This is a genomic window from Aeromonas sp. QDB23, assembly GCF_027707745.1.
GTDB classification, from domain to species: Bacteria; Pseudomonadota; Gammaproteobacteria; order Enterobacterales; family Aeromonadaceae; genus Aeromonas; species Aeromonas allosaccharophila.
Genome location: NZ_JAPCJA010000001.1, coordinates 36,496 through 56,320 on the forward strand (window position 1 = coordinate 36,496; position 19,825 = coordinate 56,320).

17 protein-coding genes, 1 tRNA gene and 1 riboswitch are annotated in these 19,825 nt (G+C 60.8%); of the genes, 8 read left to right on the forward strand and 10 right to left on the reverse strand.

The window, feature by feature from the left end; translation table 11 throughout:
* Positions 1-13 precede the first annotated feature (13 nt).
* On the reverse strand, positions 14-1,279 hold the full coding sequence (tyrS, locus tag PG888_RS00150; protein ID WP_270692558.1) for a tyrosine--tRNA ligase: 1,266 nt from the start codon (positions 1,277-1,279) through the stop codon (positions 14-16).
* Between the two features lie 145 nt (positions 1,280-1,424).
* Between tyrS and PG888_RS00155 the strand changes: the two genes are divergently transcribed.
* Entirely contained in the window at positions 1,425-2,282 is an 858-nt protein-coding gene (locus PG888_RS00155) for a helix-turn-helix transcriptional regulator (RefSeq protein WP_201992370.1), read from the forward strand.
* Positions 2,283-2,294: 12 nt separating this feature from the next.
* Here the strand turns inward: PG888_RS00155 and PG888_RS00160 are convergent, their stop codons facing one another.
* Positions 2,295-3,068: a substrate-binding periplasmic protein gene (locus PG888_RS00160; RefSeq protein WP_270692557.1), complete on the reverse strand. Its 774-nt coding sequence runs from the start codon at positions 3,066-3,068 to the stop codon at positions 2,295-2,297.
* Positions 3,069-3,178: 110 nt separating this feature from the next.
* Positions 3,179-4,480, reverse strand: a complete 1,302-nt coding sequence (locus PG888_RS00165) for a hypothetical protein (protein ID WP_270692556.1) — start codon at positions 4,478-4,480, stop codon at positions 3,179-3,181.
* A 223-nt stretch (positions 4,481-4,703) separates the two neighbouring features.
* On the opposite strand from PG888_RS00165, the gene PG888_RS00170 reads away from it, so the two are divergent.
* Complete coding sequence (locus tag PG888_RS00170; protein WP_270692555.1) at positions 4,704-5,021, forward strand: DUF1496 domain-containing protein; 318 nt, start codon at positions 4,704-4,706, stop codon at positions 5,019-5,021.
* Between the two features lie 458 nt (positions 5,022-5,479).
* Here the strand turns inward: PG888_RS00170 and PG888_RS00175 are convergent, their stop codons facing one another.
* On the reverse strand, positions 5,480-6,928 hold the full coding sequence (locus tag PG888_RS00175) for a catalase (RefSeq protein WP_005355226.1): 1,449 nt from the start codon (positions 6,926-6,928) through the stop codon (positions 5,480-5,482).
* A 161-nt stretch (positions 6,929-7,089) separates the two neighbouring features.
* On the opposite strand from PG888_RS00175, the gene PG888_RS00180 reads away from it, so the two are divergent.
* A complete protein-coding gene (locus tag PG888_RS00180) occupies positions 7,090-7,587 on the forward strand; it encodes a GNAT family N-acetyltransferase (RefSeq protein WP_270692554.1) in 498 nt (165 codons plus the stop codon).
* Between the two features lie 4 nt (positions 7,588-7,591).
* Positions 7,592-8,446 (forward strand): AraC family transcriptional regulator, encoded by an 855-nt coding sequence (locus PG888_RS00185; protein WP_270692589.1) that lies wholly within the window; start codon positions 7,592-7,594, stop codon positions 8,444-8,446.
* Between the two features lie 96 nt (positions 8,447-8,542).
* On the opposite strand, the gene PG888_RS00190 is transcribed toward PG888_RS00185, so the two are convergent.
* Positions 8,543-9,130, reverse strand: a complete 588-nt coding sequence (locus tag PG888_RS00190; protein ID WP_005336432.1) for a superinfection exclusion B family protein — start codon at positions 9,128-9,130, stop codon at positions 8,543-8,545.
* Between the two features lie 172 nt (positions 9,131-9,302).
* Positions 9,303-9,410, forward strand: a riboswitch (yybP-ykoY riboswitch).
* A gap of 87 nt (positions 9,411-9,497) precedes the next feature.
* Between PG888_RS00190 and PG888_RS00195 the strand changes: the two genes are divergently transcribed.
* A complete protein-coding gene (locus PG888_RS00195; RefSeq protein ID WP_270692553.1) occupies positions 9,498-10,484 on the forward strand; it encodes a sodium:calcium antiporter in 987 nt (328 codons plus the stop codon).
* A 70-nt stretch (positions 10,485-10,554) separates the two neighbouring features.
* On the opposite strand, the gene PG888_RS00200 is transcribed toward PG888_RS00195, so the two are convergent.
* From PG888_RS00200 to pepA, 3 genes are all read right to left on the reverse strand, one after another.
* A complete protein-coding gene (locus tag PG888_RS00200; RefSeq protein WP_270692552.1) occupies positions 10,555-13,407 on the reverse strand; it encodes a valine--tRNA ligase in 2,853 nt (950 codons plus the stop codon).
* Positions 13,408-13,471: 64 nt separating this feature from the next.
* Positions 13,472-13,927, reverse strand: a complete 456-nt coding sequence (locus PG888_RS00205) for a DNA polymerase III subunit chi (RefSeq protein ID WP_075113329.1) — start codon at positions 13,925-13,927, stop codon at positions 13,472-13,474.
* Positions 13,928-14,101: 174 nt separating this feature from the next.
* Positions 14,102-15,610 (reverse strand): leucyl aminopeptidase, encoded by a 1,509-nt coding sequence (gene pepA / locus PG888_RS00210; protein ID WP_005336423.1) that lies wholly within the window; start codon positions 15,608-15,610, stop codon positions 14,102-14,104.
* A gap of 172 nt (positions 15,611-15,782) precedes the next feature.
* Between pepA and lptF the strand changes: the two genes are divergently transcribed.
* Together lptF and lptG are read left to right on the forward strand one after the other, a co-directional pair.
* Positions 15,783-16,895: an LPS export ABC transporter permease LptF gene (gene lptF / locus PG888_RS00215; RefSeq protein ID WP_042655616.1), complete on the forward strand. Its 1,113-nt coding sequence runs from the start codon at positions 15,783-15,785 to the stop codon at positions 16,893-16,895.
* A 135-nt stretch (positions 16,896-17,030) separates the two neighbouring features.
* Positions 17,031-18,101, forward strand: a complete 1,071-nt coding sequence (lptG, locus tag PG888_RS00220; RefSeq protein WP_042061597.1) for an LPS export ABC transporter permease LptG — start codon at positions 17,031-17,033, stop codon at positions 18,099-18,101.
* Between the two features lie 74 nt (positions 18,102-18,175).
* Here the strand turns inward: lptG and PG888_RS00225 are convergent, their stop codons facing one another.
* Entirely contained in the window at positions 18,176-18,709 is a 534-nt protein-coding gene (locus PG888_RS00225; RefSeq protein ID WP_270692548.1) for an RDD family protein, read from the reverse strand.
* A gap of 143 nt (positions 18,710-18,852) precedes the next feature.
* Between PG888_RS00225 and PG888_RS00230 the strand changes: the two genes are divergently transcribed.
* Positions 18,853-18,938, forward strand: a tRNA-Leu gene (locus tag PG888_RS00230).
* Between the two features lie 238 nt (positions 18,939-19,176).
* On the opposite strand, the gene PG888_RS00235 is transcribed toward PG888_RS00230, so the two are convergent.
* Positions 19,177-19,800 carry a PepSY-associated TM helix domain-containing protein gene (locus PG888_RS00235; protein WP_270692546.1) on the reverse strand — a complete coding sequence of 208 codons (624 nt, stop codon included), beginning with the start codon at positions 19,798-19,800 and terminating at the stop codon, positions 19,177-19,179.
* Positions 19,801-19,825 lie beyond the last annotated feature (25 nt).

Below are 19,825 nucleotides of genomic sequence, written 5' to 3' on the forward strand. Positions count from 1 at the left end.
CCCGCCCTGCGGCTTATTGCCACTCCACCAGGTGATACTGCTTCTTGCCCCGGCGCAGCAGCAGGTAGCGACCAAACAGCCGATCATTGGTACTCAGCTGATCATCTTGCTTGAGCACACCATTGAGGCTGATGGCGCCCGCCGCCAGCAGTTCGCGGGCGATGCGTTTGGAGTTAGCCAGACCGCAGCTGACCAGCAGGCTGACCAGATCCGTCTCGCCGCTGACGGTGCTGCTCGGCATGCCATCCTGCGCCAGCTGGGCCAGATCGCTCTCGCCGAGGCGAGCAACATCGCCGCTAAACAGCAGCTCGCTGATGCGCTGCACCGCCGCCAGCGCCGCCTTGCCATGTACCAGCTCGGTCAGCTCGTTCGCCAACACCTGCTGGGCCTGCTTGCGCCCCTGCCGCTTCGCGTCTTCCGCCTCCAGTGCATCAATCTCGCTCAGCGACATAAAGCTGTAGTAGCGCAGGAAGCGGTAGACATCCTCATCCGCGGTGCCGAGCCAGAACTGGTAGAAGGCGTAAGGGGAGGTGAGCGCCGGATCGAGCCAGACCGCTCCACCCTCGGTCTTGCCGAACTTGGTGCCGTCCGCCTTGGTGATAAGGGGCAGGGTCATGCCGTGCACCTGCGCCTGATGGAGACGACGGGTGAGATCCATGCCGCTGGTGATATTGCCCCACTGGTCGTTGCCGCCAATCTGCAGGGTGCAGCCGAGCCGCTGGTGCAGCACTGCAAAGTCGTAGGATTGCAGCAGGGCGTAGGAGAATTCGGTGAACGAGATGCCCTGATCTGGGCGAGCCAGCCGCTGACGCACCGACTCTCGCGCCAGCATGGCATTGACCGAGAAGTGCTTGCCGATATCCCGCAGAAAATCGAGGGCGGACATCTGCCCCATCCAGTCGCCATTGTTGACCAGTTGCGGGGCTGACAGGCCCTCATCGGCGGGCAGCAGCGCCCTGATTTGGGCAGACAGGCTGGCGACCCAACCCTGCACGGTATCGGCACTGTTGAGGCTGCGCTCGGTCGCCTTGAAGCTGGGATCGCCGATAAGACCGGTCGCCCCGCCCACCAGTGCCACCGGGGTGTGCCCAGCCAGCTGGAAGCGGCGCAGCATCAACAGTGGCACCAGATGACCGATATGCAGGCTGCCGGCGGTGGGATCGAACCCGCAATAGACTGTGCGCGGGGTGGCAAGATGATCGGCCAGGGCCACGGGGTCGGAATTCTGGGCCACAAGGCCGCGCTCGGTCAGCTCATCGAGCAGGTGGGGGTTGATCATGGGAGCTCCAACAACAGGGGAAAAGCCGTTATCCTCGCCGTTCTGGCCGGTGGCGGATATGTCCCCTGAGGGACAGTTCTGCCACTCTCGTGCTAGCATTCAGCCATAGCGGGGAATCGCTCCCCGTCACCGGAAACGTGCCACCATGACCCAGCCATTCACCACAGATGCCTTGACCCGCAGTATGACCGAGGTGGTCGATGCCCTGCACAGCAGCGCCTTTGCGGCGGCGCTGGTGCGGCTGATCCAGCAGCAGGTGGCGTTTGATTGCGCCCTGCTGCTCGGGGTGGGGCAGCGGCCCGTCTACCTCTACGACAACCTCAACCATCAGCGGGCTCTGCTCTTTGATCGCTACCTCACCAGCCACTTCAGTCAGGATCCCTTTATGCAGGCGCTGGAGCAGGGCTTGCCTGCCGGCGTCTGGACGCTGGCGCAGGTCTCCCAAGGGCGGCTCGATCCCGAATATCGCCACCACTTCTATCAGGCCACCGGCTGGCAGGAGGAGGTGGGGCTGATCCTGCCGGTGCGGGATGGACTGACGCTGATGCTGTTTCTGGGGCGGCTCGACAAGCGCAGTACCCTCAGTCGTGACGAGCTGGCGAGGCTGGAGCAGCTGTTCCCGCTGGTGCATTCGCTCTGTCGTCAGCAGTGGCGGCAGAGCCAGCCGCTGTTGGCCCAGAGCACTGCGCTGCCAGACTGCGCCAGCCTCCGGAGTGCGGTGGAGCAGGCTATGTCGAGTGTCGGGGGGGATTTGCTCACCCGGCGCGAGCGGCAGGTGGCGGAGTTGCTGCTGCAGGGGCTGGATACCGAGGCGATCGCCGCCGAGCTCGGCATTGGCAGCGGTACGGTGAAGAATCACCGCAAGCATCTCTATGGCAAGCTGCGGCTCGGCTCGCGGGCCGAGCTGTTCAATCTCTTTCTGAACCACCTCATTACGGCTCCGGTGGAGGCATCACAGGCATCACAGGCGTCATCGGCGGGAGATAGAGAGAGCCCGCCATAGGGCGGGCCGGGGTTACTCTAGGCGCGGGATGGTGGGAGTGGTTTCGGGCAGGATACTGAGCAACTGGTAGCGCTTCATCAGCTGCTTGTATTCATCCCCCTGTTTGACCTTGTCCAGCGCCTGTTGCAGGCGGGCAACCTGTTGCTTGTCTGCCCTCAGGTTGAAGGCGAAGCAGTTATCCTGCTCTTCAATAATCGCGACGGTGACAAAATCCTCGCTGGGAAAACCCAGCTCTTTGGCCTGATGGCGCAACATCACCTCGTTGCCCGCCACCAGATCGGTGCGCGCCATGATGAGCTGGCGCACCACCTGCTCCATGCGCTCCACCGACATCATATTGCCCGGGCTGATCCCGCGATTGAGCAGCAACTGCTCCCCGACATCCGCCTGCATCACGCCGATCTGCAGCTTGGCGAGATCCGCTTTGCTGGCCACTTTGGGGGCATCCTGCTTGCGGCCGACCAGCGCGACCCTGGAGTGGCTGATGGGGCAGACCCAGAGGAAGTGGGGATCCCGCTCCTTGGTATGGGCCGTAGTAAACAGCACGGCCTCTTGCTGCTGGGTCAGCAGATACCAGCCGCGGGCCCAGGGCAGAAAGTGAATGGGTTGCTCCGGCTCCCCCATTTCGCGCCACATCAGGCGCAGCAACTCGACCGCCAACCCCACAGGCTGACCATTTTTATCCTGGCCATTGAGTGGCATGTTCTGCTCCGAATAGTAGATAAGTGCCGGAGCCGGGAGCGCGATAAACAGCGCGAGAGAAGCGAGAACAGAGAGCAGGCGCATGGTGCACTCCTTGTGCGGGTAGTTACCTAACAGTCTATGTGGCCTTTGCCATAAGTTCATGATCCGGTTACGCGATAAAACAACAGGCCACCTTGCGGTGGCCTGTCGGTCTATTTGAGCAGGGCTTCCATCTCCGCCTCGGCTTTGGCGCGTGCCTTGGCCTCCGCCGCTCTGGCGGCATCGGCGACACTCTCTCCGGCCGTATGGGCGGCGGCACTGACGGCCTGCTGGGTGGGGGCAGCCACAGCCTTGGTGGCCTCTTGCGTCACGGTGGCGGCAGCACTGCTGACCGCCTGTTTGGCGGGAGTGGCAACAGCCTTGGTGGCTTCCTGTGTCACGGTCGCGGCGGCGCTGCTGACGGCTTGTTTGGCCGGAGCGGTAACGGCCTTGGTGGCCTCTTGTGTCACGGTCGCTGTAGCGCTGCTGGCGGCTTGTTTGGCAGGTGCGGCAACGGCCTTGGTGGCTTCTTGCGTCACGGTCGCTGTAGCGCTGCTGACGGCCTGTTTGGCCGGAGCAGCCACGGCTTTGGTCGCTTCTTGCGTCACGGTCGCTGTAGCGCTGCTGACGGCCTGTTTGGCAGGTGTGACAACGGCCTTGGTGGCCTCTTGCATCACGGTGGCGGTGGTGCTGCTCACCGCTTGTTTGGCTGGTGCGGCCACGGCCTTGGTGGCTTCCTGTGTCACGGTAGCCGCGGTGCTGCTCACCGCCTGCTTGGCGGGCGCGGTGACAGCAGTGGTTGCACTGCGGGTAAGATCGGTCGCGCCTTGACTCACCGCTTGCGTGGCCTGTCCTGTGGCGTTGGCGGCTGCGCCGCTGATGGCCTGGCTGGCGCTGTCGGTCAGCGAGCCGGTGACGCCGCGGGTCACGGTGCCCAGAGCGCTGCCAAGGGAGAAGGGGGCGGTGCCACTCTGACTGGTCGCCACGCCGGTTAGGGCATTGGTAGCCGGGGTGAGCTGGCTGGTGGGGGTCTGCCAGCCTTGCATGGCGGTTGGCCAGGTCGGTGCCGTGCCCGCCAGATTTTCGCCAAAGGTTTGGGTGGTGCCATCCCCTTTTTGCAGCAATACCGACATCTGGTTGGTTTGCGAGTTCCACACCATCCCCGCCTGCTTGGCGATATCCGGCACCGGTGCATAACGGGATACGACGTAAAACAGCGGACCTTCCTGCTGCAATTCATTGGCGGTCTTGAGCAACTGCATGGTGCTGTCGTAGTTGGGGCCAAGGATGGCGGTCATCCGATCCTTGATCAGGGGTTGTTCGAATAGATTGACCTCGTTCGGGTCAAAGCCGACCAGCGGCTTGAGCAGGGCCCACATCAGCTGGCTGGTGGGCCCCATCATCAGCAGGGGGGCAACGCAGGCGGACAACATCAGGCTCAGGCAGGCCGCCTGAAATAGTGGCATGATACGCATTGGGATAATATCCAAATAACGATTTGATAAATAAGGTTATATTTTGTCAGAACGTGACAAATTCACCGGAAGTTTGCGGGTGGCAGCGAGAGACTGCCCGCAGGCGCTGGCAGGCTACCATATTGGTTCCACAATGCCAGCAGGCAGTATGATTGTCAGTCAAGTAAACCCCGGCGCTGGTCGATTCTTCAAGAGTGCCCCGCATCGAAACAGGATCCATCCTATGAGAAATTTACTGCTCTGCCTGCTGGCCTCCCTCTGGCTCGTTCCCGCCCTGGCTGCGTCCAAAACCACTGTGGTGGGCGAGTCTGCCAGTCCCGAGCTGGTGCTGCCACTGGGTTCGCTGCCCGAGCGGGTCTGCTGGTTTGCCGATCAGAAGTATTCCGAAGGGGCCCGCATTCTGCAGGGAGATATCTGGCTGGAGTGCGGCCCGCTCAACGATCTCGAGAGCAATGGCCCGCTTGCCTGGCGCTCTCCTGCGGTGGTGCTGCCTGCCACTCGTGGGGCGAAAGATCAGAAGACTATTTCCGTGGGTCAGTGAGGCTTTTCTTGATCCAGCTAAAGACATGGACGTGATCCCTGTCGCATAATGCAGCTCCTTTCTTCTCTTGGCTGGAACCTAAGAAATGGCTCGTCGCTCTTCCAATGCACAACGTCGTCGCAGTAGCTGGTGGTACAAACGCTTGTTGGCAAGGGAGCGGGAAGAGCGTGAAGCGCGTTCCGTAAGGGATTGATACTGCATTGAAAAACGGAGCCTCGGGCTCCGTTTTGTATTTATCACCAGCTCGGCGGTACTCTTCCAATGCACAGCCTGGTTGCTGTAACGGGTGGTACAAACGCTTGTTGGCAAGGGAGCGGGAAGCACGTTCCGTAAGGGATTGATACTGCATTGAAAAGACGGAGCCTCGGGCTCCGTTTTGCATTTATCACCGTCAGCATCATGACAACGGGGGCCATCAGGCCCCCGTTTTGCTTTTGCAGATGTTGGCTGCTTGCGACTTAGCGCTGCAAGGCGGCCAGTGCCAGTTCGACCCGCTTGGCGTACTCGGGGTCGGCCTGCTCGAAGTGCTTGAGCTGGGCCGCGACGATGGCGTCATCCTCCACATTGATGAGAGATCGGGCCAGGTTGGCGGCGAGCCGTGAACGCTGCCCCTCGTCCATGATGCGGAACAGGTTGCCCGGCTGGCTGTAGTAGTCGCTGTCGTAGTCACGGAAGTCGTAGTGCAGGGCGGCCCCTTCCAGACTCAGCGCCGGTTCGTGTTGCTCGCTCGGCTGCTGGGTACCGAAACGGTTTGGCTGATAGTTGGGGCTGGCGCCGCCATTGCTGTCTGCCCGCATGGCGCCATCACGATGGGCGCCGTGGTGGAACGGGCAGCGCGGGGCGTTAACCGGCAGCAGACCGTGGTTGACGCCGAGGCGATAGCGCTGGGTGTCACCGTAGGAGAAGAGCCGCCCTTGCAGCATGCGATCCGGCGAGAAGCCGATACCGGGCACCACGTTGGCCGGGGTAAACGCGGCCTGCTCCACATGGGCGAAGTAGTTGTCCGGGTTCTGGTTAAGCTCCAGCACGCCCACCGGGATCAGCGGGTAGTCGCTGTGTGGCCACACCTTGGTGAGGTCGAACGGGTGGATGTTGTAAGTCTGGGCTTCGGCCTCCGGCATCACCTGCACATAGACCTTCCAGCGCGGGAAGTCGCCCCGCTCGATGGCGTTGAACAGGTCCGCCTGACTGGTCTCCCGATCCTGCCCGACGGCGGTGGCGGCCTCTTCATCGGTGTAGAAGCTGTGGCCCTGCTCGGTCTTGAAGTGGAATTTGACCCAGAAGCGCTCGTTCGCATCGTTGATAAAGCTGAAGGTGTGGCTGCCGTAGCCGTTCATCTCCCGCAGGCTCTTGGGAATGCCGCGATCGCTGAACAGTATGGTGACCTGATGCAGGGATTCCGGATGGCGTGACCAGAAGTCCCAGGCGGCGGTGGCGCTGCGCAGGTTGGTGCGCGGATCCCGCTTCTGGGTGTGGATGAAGTCAGGGAATTTCAGCGGATCGCGGATGAAAAAGACCGGGGTGTTGTTGCCCACCAGATCCCAGTTGCCCTGCTCGGTGTAGAACTTGAGGGCGAAGCCGCGCACGTCGCGTTCGGCATCGGCGGCGCCCTTCTCGCCTGCCACGGTGGAGAAACGCAGAAAGACCGGGGTCTGCTTGCCGATAGCGCTGAACAGATCTGCCTTGCTGAACTGGCTGATGTCGTGGGTCACGGTAAAGGTGCCGTAGGCGCCCGAGCCCTTAGCGTGAACCACCCGCTCGGGAATGCGCTCACGGTCGAAGTGGGCGAGTTTCTCCATCAACCAGATATCTTGCATCAGGATGGGGCCGCGCGGGCCAGCGGTGAGGCTGTTGTTGTTGTCGACGACGGGGGCACCGTTGGCGCTGTGCAGGGTCTTGTCAGTCATGGCTTCTCTCCTTGTTGATATGGGGCCAGCCTACGGATCTGCTCTTTGATCGGCCAATGGGCCTTTCCTCGCCCTTTGATAGGCAAGACAAATGGGTGTGGATAGGGGATGTTTCACTGCGCCGGATATTGCATGATGGAGGCTTCGAGAAGGAGCCTCATATGCAGATTACCATTCGTCATGCCGAACCGGCCGATGCCCCCGCCTTGCGGGATCTCTACGCCATGCCCAATGCCCAGGCGGGCACTTTGCACCTGCCTATGCCTCCCCTTAGCCAGTGGCAGAAGCGGTTGGAGAGCGGTGATGTGGTCGCCTTGGTGGCGGAAGCAGATGGGGGGCTGGTGGGCCAGATCTCATTGCATGTGGAGCCCAATCCGAGACGCAAGCATGTGGCCGGTATCGGCATGGGGGTACGGGATGACTGGGCTGGCAAGGGGGTGGGCTCTGCCCTGATGGCAGCAGCGCTGGATCTGGCCGATAACTGGCTCAACCTGCACCGGATTGAGCTGACCGTCTATACCGACAATGAGGCCGCACAGGCGCTCTATCGCAAGTTCGGTTTCACTCAGGAGGGGCTGGCCCGCGACTATGCCTTCCGGCAGGGACGCTATGTGGATGTGTTCCATATGGCCAGAGTGGCGGGGGGCGCCAGTCGCTAACAGCATGGTCGATTATCAGGCCAGATTGCGCCCGGTGATCCGGGCGCTGGAGCAGAATCCCGAGCTCTGCCTCAGCGAAGCCGCCAAGCTAGCCTCGCTCTCCAGCTATCACTTTCATCGGGTCTTTACCGCCGTCACCGGTGAAACCCCGGCCGAGATGCAGCGCCGCCTGCGGTTGGAGCGGGCAGCCCGCTCCCTCTGCTACAGCCGCGACCCGGTGACCGAGATTGCCTTCTCGGCCGGTTTTGCCAGCTCGCAGGCCTTTGCCAAGGCGTTTCGCAAGCAGTTTGCCACGACGCCGGGGGCGCTGCGCCAGCAACCTTCACTGCTACAACTGAGCAAGAATGGACACGCCGTTGCCCGCGAGGCTGGTTATGCTGAAAGCCGTTCCGATGAAAGGAGGCAACCGATGAAAACCGAACAGATGGCGCCGCGCACCCTGGCCTATATCCGGGTGACCGGCCCTTACGGCACTGGCTACGAGCCGGTGTGTGACCAGCTCTACCAGTGGTCGGCCGAGCAGGGGCTGGTCGAGGGGGAGTGGATCTTCATCTACCACGACAACCCCGAAATCACCGCGCCCCAGCAGTGTCGCACCGATATCTGCGTCACCGTTCCGGCGGGTACCAAAGGCAGTGGAAATGTGGAGATCCAACTGTTGGTGGGTGGCCGTTATGGCCAGTCACGTTTCACCGTGACCGACCCGGCCCAATATCCCGCGCTCTGGCAGCAACATATCGGTGAGGTGGTAGCGGCCGGTTTCGAATTTGATGATCGGCCCTGTTTCGAGCTCTATTACAGCTTCGATCCGGTGACCAAGGTCGCGGATGTCAGCTTCTGTTCCAGCCTCAAGGGGTAGGGCGCAAGAAGACGGAAGAGGCGGCGCAGAACGTCGCGCAGAAACGAGAGAGCCGGACAGTGTCCGGCTCTTTTGCATCTGGCGGTTGGGGGGCGGTTAGCGCTGGAACCCCTTCTGGGCGAACTTGGGTCTGGCATTCATGATCTGCTCCACCTGCTCGTCGCTCATCTTGCCACGCGACAGTCCCAGCACCTTGTAGGTGAGCAGCGGTCGGGCGGGCAGGGCGATCATCAGGGCGCGGATCTGGTTCTCGTCATCCTTCTCCCGGGTCGGCTTGCCGTAGGCGTAGGTGAGGACGCCGGCATCCATCAGGTTTTTGACGGCGGGCTCGGTGATCGGCAAGTTTATGACGCTTTTACGCTGCAGCACGAACTCGCGCAGCACCGCTTTCTCGTTGAAGTCGAGGAAGCCGATCATTTGGGCCAGCTGGTCTTGCTGACGGCGCGCCTGCCACTCTTCGCACGCCCACTCCCAGGCGATCAGGAAGCCCTGACTGCAGAAGTAGGAGATGGCGATCAGCATGCCGACCCCCAGCCAGGCCGCATGATCCGCAGCCCACTGGCTGACGGCCCCTTTCATCAGCCCGGCCGGAAACAGCAGAATGATGCTGCAGCAGAGCAACAACCAGACCATCAGCCAATTGAGGCGGTTCAGTTGATAGAAATGTTGGATCCACCGTTTCATTGTTCATCCTTCCCAAACTGTTGTGGATAGTGAACTACCTACAGCAATCGGTGTGCCAACAGCGCAATGGTGGCGGGGAGGGGGCGCTGGCGAGGTTACATTCCCTTACAACTTATTGAATGAGTTGTCATTAATTTGCCTTGTGAGGCGGCGGTCGAGTTGGTAAAACGTCCCCTCAGTCATTGGGGAGTAGCAACCCGCCCGCATTCCGGGCCGGGCCCATGTCAACACTCTTGGATCCTCGCATCCATGGCATGGGCGGCGATAGGCACTATCGCTCTGCAAGACCTTTGGCCTCGATATGCACGCCAGCTGGGCGAGCCATGTCGGGTCCATCGGTTATTCTGCTCGCCTGGCGGTATCTATTATGTTGATTACCCTGCTGTTATTTCTCGTCTCTGCGGTCACCATCTACCTTGCCTGCGAATACTTCGTCAACGGCATCGAGTGGACCGGCCACCACTTCAAACTCTCCCAAAGCGCCACCGGTTCGCTGCTGGCGGCACTGGGTACGGCGCTGCCCGAGTGCATCGTCACCCTCACCGCCCTGCTGATGGGCAACACGACTGCCCAGCAGGAGATCGGCATCGGTGCTACCCTCGGCGGGCCACTGGTGCTGGCGACCATCGGCTATGCAGCGGTCGGTCTTACCTTGCTGCTTTGCATGGGGCGTACCGAACGGGCCATCGATGGCGAGGTACAGCGCGAGATTGGCCGGGATCAGCGCTGGTTTATGGGCATCTTTCTGGTGGCAACCGCGCTGGGTCTGGTCGCTTTTAGCGGCAAGAGCTGGCTGGCCCCGCTCTTTGTGCTGTTCTACCTCGTCTATGTGCGGCGCGAGCTGAAACAGAGTGACAGCCACGAGGTCGAGCTGCCGGAGCCCCTCAAACTGGCTCCCGACGCGGGGATCCCGCCCCTTGGCAAGGTGCTGCTGCAGACGTTGGCTGCGCTGGTGATAGTCGCACTGGCGGCTCAGCTGTTCGTCCATCAGCTGGAGAGCATGGGCGAGCTGTTTGGCCTCTCGCCGGTGCTGGCGGCCCTGCTACTGAGTCCGGTGGCGACCGAGATGCCGGAGCTGATGAACGTGCTGATCTGGGTGCGACAGGGCAAGAACCGGCTGGCGCTGGCCAATATCTCCGGGGCCATGATGATCCAGGGCACCATCCCCAAGGCGTTCTGCCTGCTGTTTACCCCCTGGCTGCTGGATGGCGCCATGATGGCCTCCTCGCTGGTGACGCTGCTGGCAGTGGGCTTGCTGTGGTGGGGGCTCCGAAAGGGGGCCATGACTGCGGGGCGGTTGGCGCTGGTCGCGCTGCTCTATCTCGGCTTCTGCTGCTGGCTGTTGGTGAGCTGAAACGGGAAGCGCGGATATGAAAAAGCCCCCTTGGGTCAGGGGGCTTTGCTGTAGCGGTTAGACGCGGCGCTTACAGCGCGGCGATCTCGGCCTGCTGGGCTTCCAGTTTGGTCAGCTGGAGACGGTAATCTTCCAGCTTCTCGCGCTCTTTGGCGATCACCGCTTCCGGCGCCTTGGCAACGAAGGCTTCGTTGCCGAGTTTGCCTTCGATGCGGCCGCACTCACCCACCAGACGGGCAACCTCTTTGGCCAGACGGGCCAGCTCGGCGTCCTTGTCGATGAGACCGGCCATCGGGATCATCAGCTCGGTAGCGCCGATCAGCTTCTTCACTGACAGGGGAGCCACTTCACCGTCTGCCAGTACGCGGATGGACTCCAGACGGGCCAGGGACTTGAGGAAGGCCTCGTTGTCACCGGCGCGCTGGGCATCCTTGGCATCGCACTGGAGCAGCACGTTGAGGGGCACGCTGGGCGCCACGTTCATTTCGGCGCGGATGTTGCGGATGCTGACGATGAACTCCTTCACCCACTCCTGATCCGCCATCGCGGCCTCGTCCACCTTGGCGGCGTCGAACTCGGGGAAGGCCTGAATCATGATGGTGTCGGCGTGTACGCCAGCCAGCGGAGCGACCGATTTCCAGATGGTCTCGGTGATGAACGGGATGATCGGGTGCGCCAGACGCAGCAGGGTTTCCAGCACGGTCACCAGGGTATGGCGGGCAGCGCGCTGCTCAGCCTCGGAACCCTTGCCCAGTACCGGCTTGGTCAGCTCCAGATACCAGTCACAGAACTGGTTCCAGATAAATTCGTACAACACGCCAGCGGCGATGTCGAAGCGGTAGGTATCGAGGGCGGTACGGAAGTCACGAATGGCCACTTGCAGCTGGGACTGGATCCAGCGATCCGCCAGACTGAACGCCATTTCGCCACCGGCAAAACCACAATCCTGATCTTCGGTGTTCATCAGCACATAGCGGGAGGCGTTCCACAACTTGTTGCAGAAGTTGTTGTAGCCGTCCAGGCGCTTCATGTCCCAGTTGATGTCACGACCGGTAGAGGCCAGCGCCGCCAGCGTGAAGCGCAGGGCGTCGGTACCGTGAGCCTCGATCCCTTCCGGGAACTGCTTGGCGGTACGCTTGCCGATCTTCTCGGCCATCTGCGGCTGCATCATGTTGCCGGTGCGCTTCTCCAGCAGATCTTCCAGCGAGATGCCGTCGATCATGTCGAGGGGATCCAGCACGTTGCCCTTGGACTTGGACATCTTCTGGCCTTCTTCGTCACGGATAAGGCCGGTGATGTAGACGGTCTTGAACGGGACTTGCGGCTGGCCGTTTTCGTCCTTGATGAAGTGCATGGTCATCATGATCATCCGGGCAATCCAGAAGAAGATGATGTCGAAGCCGCTCATCAGCACGTCGGTCGGGTGGAAGGTCTTGAGTGCTTCGGTGTTGTTCGGCCAGCCCAGAGTGGAGAAGGTCCACAGGGCGGAGCTGAACCAGGTGTCGAGCACGTCTTCGTCCTGACGCAGGGTGGTCACGGACGGGATGCTGTGCTTGGCACGCACTTCCGCCTCGTCACGGCCCACGTAGACATTGCCGGCGTCGTCATACCATGCCGGGATGCGGTGACCCCACCACAGCTGACGGGAGACGCACCAGTCCTGAATGTCGCGCATCCAGGAGAAGTACATGTTTTCGTACTGCTTGGGCACGAACTGGATGCGGCCATCTTCCACCGCTTCGATGGCGGTCTTGGCCATGGGGGCCACGCGCACATACCACTGGTCGGTCAGCATCGGCTCGATGGGCACGCCACCGCGATCGCCGTAAGGCTGTTGCAGCACGTGATCCTTGATCTCGTCCAGCAGACCCAGCTCTTCGAGCTTGGCCAGAATCGCTTTACGGGCCGCGAAGCGCTCCAGACCGGCGAACTCGGCCGGCAGGGCCGCGTCATAGGCGGTGCTCGGGTTGCCGTTGGTATCGACCACTTCGGCCTCGGCACGCACATGGGCGTCCAGAGTGAAGATGTTGATCATCGGCAGGCTGTGGCGCTTGCCCACTTCGTTATCGTTGAAGTCGTGAGCCGGGGTGATCTTCACGCAACCTGTGCCCTTCTCCATGTCGGCGTGTTCATCGGCGACGATGGGGATCAGACGGTTCACCAGCGGCAGCAGGATGTGCTGGCCTATCAGTGCCTTGTAGCGCGGGTCTTCCGGGTTCACTGCCACGGCGGTGTCGCCCAGCATGGTCTCCGGACGGGTGGTGGCGACAATCAGGTAATCCTTGCCTTCGGCAGTCTTGGCGCCGTTGGCCAGCGGATAGCGCAGGTGCCACATGTGGCCCTTGATCTCGCGGTTTTCCACTTCCAGATCGGAGATGGCGGTGTTGAGTTTCGGATCCCAGTTCACCAGACGCTTGCCGCGGTACATCAGGCCATCTTCGTAGAGACGGACAAATACTTCCTGCACGGCGGCGGAGAGACCCTCATCCATGGTGAAGCGCTCGCGCTCCCAATCCACGGAGTCGCCCAGACGGCGCATCTGGCGGGTGATGGTGCCGCCAGACTCTTCCTTCCACTGCCAAATCTTGTCGATGAAGGCATCACGGCCGTAATCGTGGCGAGTCTTGCCCTCTTCTGCTGCGATCTTGCGCTCAACCACCATCTGGGTGGCGATACCGGCGTGGTCGGTACCTGCCTGCCACAGGGTGTTTTTGCCCTGCATGCGGTTGTAGCGGATCAGGGTATCCATCAGGGTTTGCTGGAAGGCGTGCCCCATGTGCAGGCTGCCAGTGACGTTCGGCGGCGGGATCATGATGCAGAAGGAGTCTTTGCTGGTGTCGCCGTGGGGCTTGAAGTAACCCTGGGCTTCCCAGTGCTGATAGAGCGCCTGTTCGATGGCGTTGTGATTAAAAGTCTTTTCCATGGTCTCGCCGTAATCTGGATGGATGGATTCTGGTGTTGATTCTTTTTGGATCAATAGGTTGCAGTCATGGCTGCGCCGGATCCGGTGCGGCAAGGACGGGCTGATCCCTCATTTCGAGGGTATGGCCTGCCTGGCGATAGTGCTTGTAGCGCTCGCGGGCTTGCTGCTTTTGTGTTTCATCAGTGGGGACAAAATCTACCACTTGAGCGAAGTGTCCTGCAAACAAAGGTGTCGCAGTGGCCAGATTGATGAGGCGGGCGTAGCGCCGTTTCGGCGGCTGAAAGCCGATCTCCACCGGGGCCATGCCGCTTTCGCCTTGCAGCTGGTGCGGCACGAAGCGCTCCGGCGGCAGCTGCCACAGCAGTTCGTCGAGGCGCAGGGCCTGCGCCTCATCGTCGCACAACAGGTAGATATGGCCCGCGCCCCACGACTCGGCCGCAAGGGTGCAGGCCAGTCGTTCGACCGCAGAGGCCTGCGCGTCATCCTGTTCGCTCATCAGGTAAAAGGTCACTTGGCTCATCAGGTTGATCCCGTTTTGCGGTGACGGACTGTTGACCGCCTCATGAGGCTGACGGGGCGTTTCCCGTCCGCAGCTCACTGATTCAAGAATGAAACAAGGAAGAGGCGGGCCTCTTCCTTGTGGTTCAGGGTAACGCCAACCCTTCCGATGCAGCCATCGGCAGGGGCCGGAGAGTTACTCTTTCTCTTCGATATCCACGCCAGCCCGGTTCAACAGGAACTGGGTCAGCAGGGGCACCGGACGACCGGTGGAGCCTTTGTCCTTGCCACTCTTCCAGGCGGTCCCGGCGATATCCAGGTGGGCCCAGTTGTACTTCTTGGTGAAGCGTGACAGGAAGGCCGCCGCGGTGATGGTACCGGCCGGACGACCGCCGATGTTGGCCATGTCGGCGAACGGGCTGTCGATCTGCTCCTGATACTCGTCGAACAACGGCAGACGCCAGGCGCGATCACCCGCCTGCTCGGAGGCGTTGAGCAGCTCGTGGGCCAGCGGGTTGTGGTTGGCCAGCAGACCCGAGGTGTGGTGGCCCAGCGCGATGACGCAGGCACCGGTCAGAGTCGCCACGTCGATCACGGTTTCCGGATCGAAGCGGTCCACATAGGTCAGCGCATCACACAGTACCAGACGACCTTCCGCATCGGTGTTGAGCACTTCGATGGTCTGGCCGGACATGGAGGTGAGGATGTCACCCGGACGATAGGCGTTGCCACCCGGCATGTTTTCACAGCCAGCCAGTACGCCGATGACGTTGATCGGCAGTTGCAGCTGTGCCAGCGCATGCATGGTGCCGAGCACGGAGGCGGCGCCACCCATGTCGTACTTCATCTCGTCCATGCCGTCGGCCGGCTTGATGGAGATGCCGCCTGAATCAAAGGTCAGACCCTTGCCGACCAGCACGATGGGCTTGGCATCCGGATGACCCTTGTATTCGATGATGGCCATCATGGCTTCGTTGTCGGAGCCGCGGGCCACCGCCAGATAGGAGTTCATGCCGAGCTCGGCCATCTCCTGCTCGCCCACCACCTTGGTGGTGATGTTGTCATAGGCATCGGCCAGACGACGGGCCTGGGAGGCCAGATAGGCCGGGTTGCAGACGTTGGGCGGCATGTTCGCCACGTCGCGACAGACCCGCACACCCTTGGCCACGGCCAGACCGTGAGCGATGGCTTTTTCACCAATGGTCAGTTCCCGACGCGTCGGCACGTTGAAGACCAGCTTGCGCAGCGGGCGACGTGGCTCGGCCTTGTTGGTCTTGAACTGATCAAAGCTGTAGAGGCCCGCCTTGGTGGTTTCTACCGCCTGGCGCACCTTCCAATAGGTATCCCGACCCTTGACGTGCAGCTCGGTGAGGAAGCAGACCGCTTCCATGGAGCCGGTTTCGTTCAGGGTGGTGATGGTCTTGTTGATGATCTGCTTGTACTGGCGTTCGTCGAGTTCCCGCTCCTTGCCGCATCCGACCAGCAGTACGCGCTCGCTGAGCACGCCCGGTACTTGATGCAGCAGCAGCATCTGGCCTGGTTTCCCTTCCAGGTCGCCACGGCGCAGCAGCGAACTGATATAGCCATCGCTGATCTTGTCCAGTTGTTCGGCAACCGGAGAGAGGCGACGAGGCTCAAATACGCCGACTACGACGCAGGCGCTACGTTGCTTCTCTGGACTGCCACTCTTTACACTGAACTCCATGGAATCTCCTACATCCTAAAGACAAAAGGCACCTTTTATTGAATAATGCGGTGCTTGTTGGGGTATCAGAGGCGGAGCGAACAGCCACAGGCTCCGCAGTTCAAACTGGTAAAAATCCAATATACGGCCCTATTTTTCAGGCATTCGACTAAAAACACAAGTTTACTTGGGAATGACTGTGATCGTTTTCCGATATTTGTTCAGGGAAACCCTGAAAACCCAGCTGGCAGTGTTATTCGTATTGCTGCTTATCTTTGTCAGCCAACAATTTATCAAGATCATCGGTGATGCCGCCGATGGTGAGGTGCCGACACGTCTGGTCTCCACCCTGCTGCTGCTCAACTTGCCCAATATGGCGCTGTTGATGCTGCCTATCAGTCTCTTTTTAGCCATCTTGTTTGCCCATGGTCGCCTCTACGCCGAAAGCGAAATGACGGTGATGCATGCGGTCGGTTTCAGTCACCGTTTCGTGATGCGCAGCGCCATGTTGCTGGCCTTGCTGACTGCTGCCGTCGCGGCATTCAACACCGGCTGGATCGCCCCGCAAGCCAAGGAGCGCGAGTATCAGGTGATCGACGAGTTCAAGGCGGATCCGGGTATCTCCTTCCTGCAGGCAGGCCGCTTTATGGAGCTCGACAAGGGGCGTCTGGTTGCCTATATCCAGGATCTGAACGACAACGGCTCAAAACTGCAAAAGATCTTCGTGCTGCAGCGGGCGGAGGGGAACAATCCTCCCTCGGTGGTGGTGGCGACCGAAGGGGTGGTGACGGTCGATGAGAAAGGCCTGCAGTGGCTGACCCTGATGGATGGCTCCCGCTACGAGGGGAACTTCTCCGGCAAGCAGTTCCAGATCTCCGATTTTCGCGAATATGGTCTGGTGATCCGCCAGCAGGAGATGGAGCGTTCCAACCGCAAGGCGGCGGCCAAGCCGACCATGGAACTGTTCGGTACCCAGGACAACGCCATGATGGCGGAATTGCAGTGGCGCATCTCGCTGCCCCTCTCCATTCCGGTGCTCACCCTGCTGGTGGTACCGCTGGCGCGGGTCAATCCCCGTCAGGGGCGCTACGCCAAGCTGTTGCCCGCCATCATGCTCTATCTCTCCTACTTCCTGCTGCTCAGTGCCGCCCGTTCGGCCATTGACAGCGGTCGGCTGCCCTACTGGCCGGGGATGTTCCTGGTGCCGCTCGGTTACCTGCTGTTTATCGGCCTGCCCCTCAATCTGCAGGGCACCAGCTGGTGGAACGGGGTGAAGAGCAAATATTTCATAAACAAATCAAAATGATGAAGCCACATAGGAACTACCGCTGATGTTTGGCATTCTCGATAGATATGACAATCGGGTCATTTTGATGCCGACCCGGTGCATCGCTCTTCAGGAGAAAATCAGCATGAAGCTGCAAGATAGGAGTCTCGGCTGATGTTCGGCATTCTCGATAGATATATCGGTCGGGTCATTTTCATGTCGATCCTGCTGTGTGAAATCACGCTGGTTGGTCTGGCGGGGCTCATCAAGTATGTGGAGCAGCTCAAGTCGGTCGGTGACGGCAACTACGACATGATCAACGCCCTCTACTATGTTCTGCTCTCCATGCCCAAGGAGGCGGTGCTGTTCTTCCCGCTGGCCGCGCTGCTGGGTGGCCTGATTGGTCTGGGTCAGCTGGCGACCAGCTCCGAGCTGGTAGTTATGCAGGCGGCTGGTCGCTCCAAGATCAGTATCGTGATGGCGGCGCTCAAGACGGCGATCCCGCTGATGATCCTGGTAGGGCTGATGGGGGAGTATGTGGCCCCCATCGCCAAGCGGATGGCAGATGACATCAAGGCGGGTGCGCTGTCCGAAGGTCGTCTGACGGTCTCCGCCTACGGGGTGTGGGCTCGCGATGGTAACAACTTCGTCAATATCAACGGGGTGCGCAACGATGGCGCGCTCACCGGCATCACCCTCTATCGCTTCACCCCCGAGCGCAAGCTGATCGACGTGGTGCAGGCGCAGGAGGGGGTGTTTGAGCGCCACCACTGGCTGCTCAAGCAGACCCAGGTTACCCGCTTCGACGACCCGGCGCAGATCCGCAGCGAACAGCACGACAAGATGGAGTGGAGCTCGGAGCTGACGCCCAAGCAGTTGGGGGTGGTGAGTATCGACCCCGAGAATCTCTCGGTCTCCGGTCTGCTCGACTACATCGGCTATCTCGATGCCAACAAGCAAGATGCCGGTCGCTACAAGCTGGAGATGTGGCGCAAATTGCTGTCACCGCTCTCGGTGGTGGCGATGATCCTGCTGGCCTCCTCCTTCATCTTCGGCCCGCTGCGCTCGGTGAGCATGGGGGCGCGGATGCTGATGGGGATCATGACCGGCTTCGCCGTCTATGTGAGTGATCGGGTGTTTGGCCCCATCAGTCTGGTCTATGCGGTACCGCCCATTCTGGCGGCCGTTGCGCCCAGCCTGCTGTTTGGCGGTATCTCCTTCTACATCCTCAGTCGCAAGCAGTAATCCGCACGAGGTTATGAGGCTATGCAAAGAGGGCACCTGTTGGTGCCCTCTTTCGTTGCTGCATTAAACCGATATTACTTGTTCAGTAGCTCCAGATTTTCCTGCTTGCTCAGCACAATCACTTCGCACTCGGCCCAGATATCCTGGAACGCCCGCGGGCGCTGGCGGTTGAACAGGCACATCAGGTTGCCCAGACCAAAGGCGGCGGTAGCGAGACGGATCAGCGCCTGGGTAACGCGGATGTGGCTGCCATCCTCGTTCTGAATGCGCAGCCGCCAGGCGCGCATGCCGACGGTCTGGCCAGCGCGGGTCCAGAACCAGGTGTAGAAACCGCAGATGACGAAGGCGAGCCACAGGGTGTAGATCAGGCTCAGGTGGTGGCGGGTCAGCAACCAGACGGTATCTTCACCCGCCGGTACGCTGGCCATGCCGGTGACCAGCAACAGCTTGGCGACACCCATGCCGATGAAGCCAGCGATGATCAGCAGCGAAGTCACCACCAGCGCATCATAGACCAGGGCGCCGAGGCGACGCAGCAGACCCGCTGACGGGTATGGCTGAGTGGCGGTAGAGGGGGATTTTTGTTGGACTTTTTTAGGCTTGGCCATCGTTTTTATTCCATTAAGATGATGGCGGCATTCTATGTAACTGGCCCCGCATCGGCAAGGCGTTGAATAAATGAACAAACGGGAGTGTTCAATCGAAAAACACCTTGCATGGCATCGCGCCATTCGTATAATCCCTCGCAGTTGCCCGGGTGGCGAAATCGGTAGACGCAGCGGATTCAAAATCCGCCGGTGAATAACCGTGTCGGTTCGAGTCCGACCCCGGGCACCATCAAATTCATGACAAAAGGCCATCAGCAATGATGGCCTTTTGTTTTTGGCGTTCCTGCGCTTTTGGGGCGTCGCTGCTGAGCAGGCTGTACTTCCCGTTACCTCTTGGTATCCCTTCTCTTTTTCCGCTCTCCGTTATTTCCTTTTCTTGATGTGGCTGCTGACGGCATCACCGCCAGCGGCCTGTTTCTATTGTGGTTTTTTTCCAAACCTTGCTGCATCAGAACATGGTTGCCGCACTATCCCAGCAGGGCAAACAGCAGGGTACCGAGGGTACCTGCGAGCGTCAGCACGATGATGGCTCTGGGTGTGCCGTGCAGCTTGGTCCACATAAACAGGCTGGTGAGGGCCAGCAGCAGCAGGGCCAGGGCGGCGATATCGCCAAACAGCTGCCAGCCGAGGCCGGTGCCCATGCCGCGGTGCAGCCGGTTGAGGCTGGCGGCAACGTTGGCCAGTTGCAGATCGGTGCGCACCAGCAGGGTGCCCTCGACATAGCTGGCGGCCACGCTCTGGCTGAGGGTGACGCCGCGCATCTCCCACTTGGCGGGCAGGGTGAGCGGGCCGTTCGGAGTGGGCAGGGTCTGGGGCGGGGTGATTATGGTTCGTCCGTCGGCAAAGGTATCGGGATAGCGCTGTTGCAGCAGGCTTTTCAGCTGCTCCGGGCTGGCGAGCGGCGCCTCCAGCACAATCTCTTCACTCGATTTGTCGGTGTGGGGGCCAGGGATGGGCAACACGGCTCGGTGTTGCAGCCAGAGGCCGGTGATGCCGTACATCAGCATCAGGGCGAGGGTAAAAAAACCGGCCCAGGCATGGAGGCGGCGTACCCATTTGTTGTTGTGAAGGGGAACTCTTCTGCGTTTCATCGTGGTTGCTTCATAAAAAAACTGG

What these genes read in the sequence shown, in the direction of transcription:
- PG888_RS00225 (WP_270692548.1), bottom strand. Translation starts at nt 18,709, where the DNA reads ATGGCCAAGCCTAAAAAAGTCCAACAAAAATCCCCCTCTACCGCCACT.
- tyrS (WP_270692558.1), bottom strand. Translation starts at nt 1,279, where the DNA reads ATGATCAACCCCCACCTGCTCGATGAGCTGACCGAGCGCGGCCTTGTG.
- PG888_RS00160 (WP_270692557.1), bottom strand. Translation starts at nt 3,068, where the DNA reads ATGCGCCTGCTCTCTGTTCTCGCTTCTCTCGCGCTGTTTATCGCGCTC.
- PG888_RS00190 (WP_005336432.1), bottom strand. Translation starts at nt 9,130, where the DNA reads ATGAAACGGTGGATCCAACATTTCTATCAACTGAACCGCCTCAATTGG.
- pepA (WP_005336423.1), bottom strand. Translation starts at nt 15,610, where the DNA reads ATGGAGTTCAGTGTAAAGAGTGGCAGTCCAGAGAAGCAACGTAGCGCC.
- PG888_RS00185 (WP_270692589.1), top strand. Translation starts at nt 7,592, where the DNA reads ATGGTCGATTATCAGGCCAGATTGCGCCCGGTGATCCGGGCGCTGGAG.
- PG888_RS00155 (WP_201992370.1), top strand. Translation starts at nt 1,425, where the DNA reads ATGACCCAGCCATTCACCACAGATGCCTTGACCCGCAGTATGACCGAG.
- PG888_RS00165 (WP_270692556.1), bottom strand. Translation starts at nt 4,480, where the DNA reads ATGCGTATCATGCCACTATTTCAGGCGGCCTGCCTGAGCCTGATGTTG.
- lptF (WP_042655616.1), top strand. Translation starts at nt 15,783, where the DNA reads ATGACTGTGATCGTTTTCCGATATTTGTTCAGGGAAACCCTGAAAACC.
- PG888_RS00175 (WP_005355226.1), bottom strand. Translation starts at nt 6,928, where the DNA reads ATGACTGACAAGACCCTGCACAGCGCCAACGGTGCCCCCGTCGTCGAC.
- PG888_RS00235 (WP_270692546.1), bottom strand. Translation starts at nt 19,800, where the DNA reads ATGAAACGCAGAAGAGTTCCCCTTCACAACAACAAATGGGTACGCCGC.
- PG888_RS00205 (WP_075113329.1), bottom strand. Translation starts at nt 13,927, where the DNA reads ATGAGCCAAGTGACCTTTTACCTGATGAGCGAACAGGATGACGCGCAG.
- PG888_RS00200 (WP_270692552.1), bottom strand. Translation starts at nt 13,407, where the DNA reads ATGGAAAAGACTTTTAATCACAACGCCATCGAACAGGCGCTCTATCAG.
- PG888_RS00180 (WP_270692554.1), top strand. Translation starts at nt 7,090, where the DNA reads ATGCAGATTACCATTCGTCATGCCGAACCGGCCGATGCCCCCGCCTTG.
- lptG (WP_042061597.1), top strand. Translation starts at nt 17,031, where the DNA reads ATGTTCGGCATTCTCGATAGATATATCGGTCGGGTCATTTTCATGTCG.
- PG888_RS00170 (WP_270692555.1), top strand. Translation starts at nt 4,704, where the DNA reads ATGAGAAATTTACTGCTCTGCCTGCTGGCCTCCCTCTGGCTCGTTCCC.
- PG888_RS00195 (WP_270692553.1), top strand. Translation starts at nt 9,498, where the DNA reads ATGTTGATTACCCTGCTGTTATTTCTCGTCTCTGCGGTCACCATCTAC.